At 55.8% G+C, this 3,225-nt stretch carries 3 protein-coding genes and 2 pseudogenes; 1 reads left to right on the forward strand and 4 read right to left on the reverse strand.

Going from position 1 to position 3,225, the window contains the following annotated elements; all coding sequences use genetic code 11:
• Together ACOI1H_RS24400 and ACOI1H_RS24405 are read right to left on the reverse strand one after the other, a co-directional pair.
• Nucleotides 1–335: pseudogene (locus tag ACOI1H_RS24400) on the reverse strand (hypothetical protein); the annotation flags it as partial.
• Between the two features lie 173 nt (nucleotides 336–508).
• A pseudogene (locus tag ACOI1H_RS24405) lies at nucleotides 509–673 on the reverse strand (transposase); the annotation flags it as partial.
• 167 nt (nucleotides 674–840) lie between these two features.
• Here ACOI1H_RS24405 and ACOI1H_RS24410 point away from each other — a divergent pair.
• The gene (locus tag ACOI1H_RS24410) at nucleotides 841–1,353 is read left to right on the forward strand and encodes a BLUF domain-containing protein (RefSeq protein ID WP_422440818.1); all 513 of its coding nucleotides are present in this window, start codon (nucleotides 841–843) and stop codon (nucleotides 1,351–1,353) included.
• A 476-nt stretch (nucleotides 1,354–1,829) separates the two neighbouring features.
• Here the strand turns inward: ACOI1H_RS24410 and ACOI1H_RS24415 are convergent, their stop codons facing one another.
• Together ACOI1H_RS24415 and ACOI1H_RS24420 are read right to left on the reverse strand one after the other, a co-directional pair.
• Complete coding sequence (locus ACOI1H_RS24415) at nucleotides 1,830–2,498, reverse strand: hypothetical protein (RefSeq protein WP_422440820.1); 669 nt, start codon at nucleotides 2,496–2,498, stop codon at nucleotides 1,830–1,832.
• Nucleotides 2,499–2,506: 8 nt separating this feature from the next.
• Nucleotides 2,507–3,225 (reverse strand): hypothetical protein (locus tag ACOI1H_RS24420; protein WP_422440822.1); only part of this gene is annotated, 719 nt, incomplete at its 5' end.

The raw sequence follows: 3,225 nt of genomic DNA on the forward strand, positions 1-3,225 counted from the left end.
CCCAAATCGATGGGACCCGGTTGGCCGGCATCATGGGTCGTGCCTAGGGACGGACCAATACGCCAGGTGACATTCTCAGTCCGGAGCGGCAATCTGTATGTCGCGTTCAGTCCGACCGCGTAGCCGCTGTCGTATTGAACGGCACCACCGCCATAGGTGAGTTCCCCGCGGTTGATTCCGATCGTCAGGCCTGACGTCAGCCCTGACGCATCCGCCTGAAAAAAAGTGCCGTCAGCAATCGCCTGTGTCGCAAATAGGATCGAGATCGCCCCCGAAATTGCATGCATGAAGCCAGTAACATTTGAACCCATGATCGGATGACAGTCCTTTGTCATTTTGCCTGAAGGCGCACCCGACGATGTTATCCCGAAGACATATCGAAACACGACCAGAGACAGCAAATTCGGTTGTCAGTAAAATCATTTTAGTTGAAAATGAAGGCGAAAAACAGTGCGTTTAAGCATGATCTGATTTCGATGCATCAGGTGTGGGTTTGATGCACTGATGCGCCGGTAGCGCCTTCCAGCAGTTGGTCACGCCATTGCTTGATCTGGTTCGGATGGACTTCAAAGTCCTGCGCCAGCTCGATCAAAGTTCGTTCACTTTTGATGGCGGCTAGAGCGACTTTCGCCTTGAAAGCCGGGCTGTGATTCCGGCGCGGCCGTCTTGTCATGGTCATCTCCTCGCTTGCAGCATCATGCTGCTGTTGCGCGGAAAATCCACTTATCCCGGATGTTCAGATTTCCCGAGCCTCCTCTTTGAATAAACTGACCCTTCAGATTATTTTTCAACCAAAGGAACGTTTTAGCCGACCTATGTCAACTTATTGTTCGACTGGACTTGATTTACCTCAGCCTGATCATAAAACTTTTTTCCATAGTCGAAACCTTGTTGGAGACTTACTTTATGCTCTGCCATATTGCGTACGTAAGCTTGGCTCGCACAAAACTAGATGATGATCTGTTGTCAGATCTCCTCGAGGTCTCTATCCGAAATAATAACCGTGATGGTATCACCGGGGTACTTATGCATCATGATGATCTGTTTTTTCAGGTTCTTGAGGGTGAGAGCCGAATTGTAGAGCAGTGCTATGCACGAATTTGCAGAGACCCACGTCACTCAAGCATCTCAGAAACCTTAAATGAAACGGTAACGGTTCGTTCGTTTCCTAATTGGCTGATGGGATACGTTGGCCCCGATGAAGTTGGTAAGTATACTGATGGAAAATTATCATCCTTGGCGGATCTGCACGAATTAGAGATTTCTCCCGCAGTCAGTAATGGAATTGCTTTGATATTGGCGCGCGAAATATTCAGAGGCTTCACAGAACGCCGATCCCAACGTCGACATTAAGTGGGTGACATCCGATTACTGCGCGCCAATAGGTAAATGCCCGCTTGGTTAGCACACTGGTCCTTCCCCTACCCTTTTGTCGAAGGTTCGGTTTCGGTCAAAATTGCTTGACGATTGGGTCATGATTTCTGACCCGGCTCACTGACACGAATCAGAAAATCCAGCGTATCGAGTCCAAGATTCGTGACGATCGACATAATACCTTCAATGCCACCGATCATCCGGTCACGGCGCTGGCAAGTTCCTTGGCCTGCTTTATCAACGCCAAGACCTCGCGCCGGTTTCTGTCAGCCCGTTGTGACCTGTCGCCATGCTGCCAAGCACCATTGGCGGGGCCGACCGGTGCGCCGCCTCGTGCGCCGTGCATCCGACAGACTGCCCATCCGCGACAGGCCGGGGCTTTGCAACGGCTGCCTGTGGTCTTGGCCTTGGCATGGCATCTGGGCGCGTCGTGGGCCTTGTGCATGGGGTTGGCGTCACTTTCCATTGCTACCCCTCCCCCCATGCGCAACAGCCCCGACAATGGCTTGCCCGCCTGCGTTCACGGTCACATGTTCGACTGTGACTTTCTGCTGACCGCCGGTGCGATAGCGTTTCAGCGCCTCCATCTGGGTTGCGTAGGTTCGGGCCAGTTTGTTCAGCGCCCGTTCAGCCGCATCTTGCTGGGCTATCGTGTCCACATGATTAAGCCGCCGGGCCAGCATCATTGTGGCTTGATGGATAGCACCCATCTGGACGGCCAGCATCGCTTCCAGTTCATCCTTGGGCTGGACGCCCCGCACCACCGACAAAAGGAAATTGCTGGCCGTGGGGTCGATCTTGCGCTTGTGCGAGCCGTGCGTGGCAATTTGTTGCTGCACAAAGGTCATGAAATGAGGATCGCACGTCCCGAGGTCTGCCATCATCAGGACATTGGCCGTCGCAGGATCGGCATGGGAAAACGTGACGCTCAGATTGTCGCCTTTCATCTCCAGTTGCATCGGCGGGCCGTCTGCCCGTGCCGCCCGCTTATCAGCCACCGATTGAAGGCGCGCGCGTTCGCTGTCGCGGATCGGCACAGGGGCTTTATCGGTTGGGTCAGAGTTCTTTTTCATGGCAGGGCCTTTCGATGTTGGTGGATTTGTAGGTCGAAAATCGTGCGTCATATGTAAGTCTAGCCCTTCCCCCCTTTCTTAGCCGTCATAGGGACAGGCCTGGCACTGGGCAGGGATTCCACGTTTCCCCTGACGCCCGGGACGGGATTGGGGTTCGTCAGGACGAAGGATTGGTGCGTCGATCCTGCCCGATGCTTTCCAACCAGCTTCAACAACCCGGCGGCTTCCAATGTCCGCCGCGCCTTGCGCAACCGGGGCGCTGACATATCCAAAAGGCCAGCGGCCCGCATGGCGACAAAGTCCAAGGCAAAGCGTTTGCCGGGGCTATGGCCGTGCTGCTCTTGCAGCACCACCAGCAACGCGATGGCGTCTGCGCCGTTGGGTTGGCCGCGCAGGGCGTCCAAGGCAAGCCGTTGCACCGGAATGGCGCTGTCACGGCCCCGATAGACGCGGTTTTCCAGACGGCATGTCCAAGCCCATCCGGCAATGCCCCGCAATTCGCTGTCTGGCATGGTCGCCGGATCGGCGCACCAGTCGTCGCGGATGCCAGCAAGGTTCGCGGTCAGTTCGTCGGCACTGTCCACCAGTTCCACCATACGCATTGCCTCCTTCACGAGTTCAACGTGCCGATGCCCGGTCAGGATCGGCGGGGCGTCGCGGTTGGTCCCGCCACGCAAGGGGGAAAGCGGATCAATCCCAAGCGTCCCCTTCACCGGATCATAAAAGCCGCCATCGGGACGCACCGACAGCGGCCCCATCACATAGCTGCGCGCGCCGG

This window comes from Loktanella sp. DJP18 (assembly GCF_049310965.1).
GTDB lineage: Bacteria > Pseudomonadota > Alphaproteobacteria > Rhodobacterales > Rhodobacteraceae > Loktanella.

What these genes read in the sequence shown, in the direction of transcription:
- ACOI1H_RS24415 (WP_422440820.1), bottom strand. Translation starts at nt 2,498, where the DNA reads ATGACGCACGATTTTCGACCTACAAATCCACCAACATCGAAAGGCCCT.